Source organism: Nonomuraea sp. NPDC003201 (genome assembly GCF_053590415.1).
The window spans coordinates 1-3,770 of sequence record NZ_JBSFTC010000575.1 but is presented as its reverse complement, the minus strand read 5'-3'; the positions used below and the strand labels follow the sequence as shown (position 1 = coordinate 3,770).

Annotated in this window: 4 protein-coding genes; all 4 read left to right on the top strand. The window is 66.3% G+C overall.

The window, feature by feature from the left end:
* Positions 1-1,234: 1,234 nt before the first annotated feature.
* On the top strand, positions 1,235-2,464 hold the full coding sequence (locus ACWDX9_RS60955; RefSeq protein ID WP_449973055.1) for a cytochrome P450 family protein: 1,230 nt from the start codon (positions 1,235-1,237) through the stop codon (positions 2,462-2,464).
* A 124-nt stretch (positions 2,465-2,588) separates the two neighbouring features.
* Positions 2,589-3,029 (top strand): cupin domain-containing protein, encoded by a 441-nt coding sequence (locus ACWDX9_RS60950; RefSeq protein ID WP_449973054.1) that lies wholly within the window; start codon positions 2,589-2,591, stop codon positions 3,027-3,029.
* 27 nt (positions 3,030-3,056) lie between these two features.
* Positions 3,057-3,227 (top strand): hypothetical protein, encoded by a 171-nt coding sequence (locus ACWDX9_RS60945; protein ID WP_449973053.1) that lies wholly within the window; start codon positions 3,057-3,059, stop codon positions 3,225-3,227.
* A gap of 213 nt (positions 3,228-3,440) precedes the next feature.
* On the top strand, positions 3,441-3,770 hold a 330-nt coding region (locus ACWDX9_RS60940; protein ID WP_449973052.1), incomplete at its 3' end, for an AAA family ATPase.

Here is a 3,770-nt window from a genome sequence, read left to right as displayed (position 1 = left end):
CCTCTACCTGCGCGCCTCAATGATCTGGATCAAGGACCTCACCCGAAACCACCCATTGATCACGACTCAATACATGCCCTAGATCCATCACGAGATTCTTGCTCGCCTGGATGACCCATTCGGCGGTCGGGTGAGAGGTGGTGCCCAGCACGCGAACGCGCCTGGTGGCGTGCTCGATGACCGCCAGGATGTACTGGCGCTGCCCGTTGAGGGTGAGGGTCTCGATGAAGTCGCAGGCCAGCGTCGCGTCGGCTTACGAACGCAGGAAATCGGCCCACGTGACCGCGCCCGCTCAGGGGACGGGTCTACGCCTTCCTGCTTGAGTATCTCCCAGATGGTCGAGGACGCGACCTTGATGCCCAGGGTGACCAGCTCTGCGCCTGCCGAAAACCACATCCATGCACGTCAATCAGGCTCTGCGTCACTTTCGAAGCGACTACAAGTTCTGCTGGCAAGCAAACGCGCATCGCCTACCGATGGCTGCTCGGTGGTTGCTCGTACGCGTTCCATCTGCCGTGGGACTGGGGCTTCGTCACGAAATCTTGACCCTGCATAGCCGTGCCGAGACGGGGGACAAATGGCACATAATGGCGATGGTCAAGAACGCATGGTTGCTCGCGTGTACGCGATACGGCGCGGTATCCACCGTCACTTCCCGGCACGATGACGGGGATGATCTGGGAGACAGTGATACAAAGCGTCATCCCGCGGCACTGAGTAGCACCAATCGAGCCGACTCATAATCCGTGGGTCCGAGCTCCAGAACACCCATGCGAAGATCTCGAACGGGGCGGCGTCGTTCCGCCAGACGAGCACGATCCCGCCGACGAGACCGAGCCAGAGGATGGCAAGCAAGCAGACCGACGGCCAGCTCGTGGGCGAGGGAGCGCTGCATGCGCGGCACCCTAGCCTTCCGGACGGATCGCCCCAGGCTGGCAAGTTTGTACGGCTCGCCGTGCGTTTGAGGGCGCTTCGAGCAGGGCGCCGCTGGACGCTGATGAGACGCAGGTCACATCCGGCTTCCTGTCACGCACAGCCCGGGCTACCCGGTCAATCGTGTGTAGGGCCTCGTCGCCGTCATCGACCAGCCTGGCCGGTTCGGCCAGGACCAGATCGCCCAGGCACGGCCTGAGGCAGACCCCGCCGTTCCGCATGAGACCGACGTGGCGAGCAGAGCGATCCAGCGTGCCCGTGAGGCCCCCGCTTCGCTGCCGCAACCCGAAGGAGAAGACACATGACCCAACCTCTCCCGCTCGTCATCGATCCCACCGGTGCCGACCGGCACGCTGAGTACCAGGCCCTGCGGGCTCGTGGCCCGGCCACCCCCGTGGACATCCTCGGCCTGCGGGCCTGGGCGGTCACCGACCCTGCCCTGCTCAAGAGTCTGCTCACCAGCCCCGATGTCTCCAAGAACGGCCGCGCTCACTACCCGGCCTTTCAGCAGACGATCAGCACGTGGCCGCTCGCCCTGTGGATCGAGGTGCAGAGCATGCTCACCGCATACGGTGCCGACCACCGCAGGTTACGGCGGATGGTCGCCCCCGCCTTCAGCGCGCGCCGCATCGCCGAGCTGAAGCCGGTCATCCAATCCCTGGTCGCCGAGTTGATCGACGACCTTGCCGCGGTGCCTCCCGGCCAGGTGGTGGACCTGCGCGAGCAACTTGCCTACCCGCTCCCCATCGCCGTGATCGGCCACCTGATGGGCGTACCGGAAGACCAGCGGGACGATTTCCGACAGATCGTCGACAACGTCTTCGACAGCACACTCACGCCTGAGCAGGCCCAGACCAACACCGCACGTCTTTTTGAGGCCATTGACCAGTTGATCGCCATCAAGCGCGGCAGCCCCGGCGACGACATGACCTCCCTCCTCATCACGGCACGCGACGAGGAGTCGGACGGCACCGGCTTCACCGACGTCGAACTACGCGACACGATGATTCTGATGATCAGCGCCGGGTACGAGACGACCGTCAACGTCATCGACCAGGCCGTCTTCGCGATGCTGACGTCCCCCGACCAGCTCCACCTGGTCCGCTCCGGCCGGGCCACCTGGGAGGACGTGGTGGAAGAAACCCTTCGTGCCGAGCCCGCCATCAAGTACTTGCCACTGCGCTTCGCCGTGACCGACATCAAGCTGCCCGACGGACAGGTCATCGGCGCGGGAGAGCCCATCCTCGCCGCGTATGGGGCCGCCAACCGTCATCCGGACTGGCACGGGCCGGACGCCGACACCTACGACGTCACCCGCAAGGTGAAGGACCACCTGGCGTTCGGCTACGGCGTGCACTTCTGCCTCGGCGCTCCTCTGGCCCGCCTCGAAGTCGCGGAAGCCCTGCGTCAGCTCTTCGAGTGTTTCCCCGCTGTCTCACTCGCGGTACCGGCCGACGCGTTGCGGCCCGTACCCACTCTCATCAGCAACGGTCACCAGGAACTCCCGGTGTACCTGCGCGTCGTCGAGTAGCCCGGCGGCCGTGTCGTCGGGCGCGTCGAGCCTGGTTCAGGGCGTTGTCACAGATCGGGGCGCTGTCCGGTCTGAGCTGTACACGGCCGGATCGAGCCGGCCACCGTTTCGCGAAGGAAGCCTGATGAGCACCGATCAAGCACACGCTCACCACCTCGAGAACCCCGACAAGAGCGGGCCGCCGCCGAAGATCGACGTGGTCGCCACCGTGCCCGGGGCGCCGCCCGCGCCGGAGGGGGCCGAGGCGATGACGATCCACGTCACGTTGCCGCCGAACAGCCCTGGTGCGCCCCCTCACCGACACTCCGGTCCCGCGTACGGGTACGTGGTCAAGGGCGCCATCAACTTCGAGCTCGAAGGCGAACCCGTACGGGTTGTCCGGGCCGGTGAGGCGTTCTGGGAGCCTGGTGGGGACGTGATCCACTACCAGGACGGCAACCACCTCGCCGACGAGGAGTCGGCGTTCGTGGTGACGATGTTCTGCGCGCCCGGGCAGCCGATGTTGACCGTGGTCAGCCCGGAGGAGTTGGAGGCTCGGCGAGACCGTCGGGCGCCACGGTCATGACCAAGGTTTCGCTGACGGCAGACCGTGATGGTGTTGCGGCAGGGCGAGCACATGCACGAACACGAGCATCCTGACGAGGTCACGGTGCACGTGCTGCACGGGCGGGTACGGCTCGTCGCCGGACCTGACTCGTGGGACGGGCTGCCCGGCGACCTGCTGGTCATGCCCGAACGCCGCCACCGTGTGGAGGCCGTGTAGGACTCCGCATACCTGTTCACCACCACACGGTGAAGGCGAAAAGGCGGGAACCGGGTCCGGTTCCCGCCTTCGGCCTTGCGAAGCGGAGAGGACTCGGAACCTCCGCCGCCGAGGACCCGTGGCTCGTTTCGCCACTCATGCATCCCCAACGTCTCAGATAGGATTTGGCGGCCAAGGCTCCATATATCGGTAAACACCAGCGAAGGCGACACCGTGACAGAGACCGCGCCGCTGCGGGGACGGCATTCCGAGTTGACGGAGCTGGACGCGCTGGTGAACCGTGCCCGCGCCGGTCACAGCGGCGCGCTGGTCGTCTCCGGCGAGGCCGGCATCGGCAAGACGGCACTCTTGGACCGCATAGCGGGGAGCCCCGCAGCCGATGTCCGGGTCGAGCGCATCGTCGCTTCGGAGTCCGAGATGGAGCTCGCCTATGCGGGCCTGCAGCAGTTGTGCGGGCACATGATGAGCTCAGCGGGGCGCCTGCCCGCCCCGCAGCGCGAGGCGATCGAGGCGGCCTTCGGCCTGCGCCAAGCCTCCGCGCCC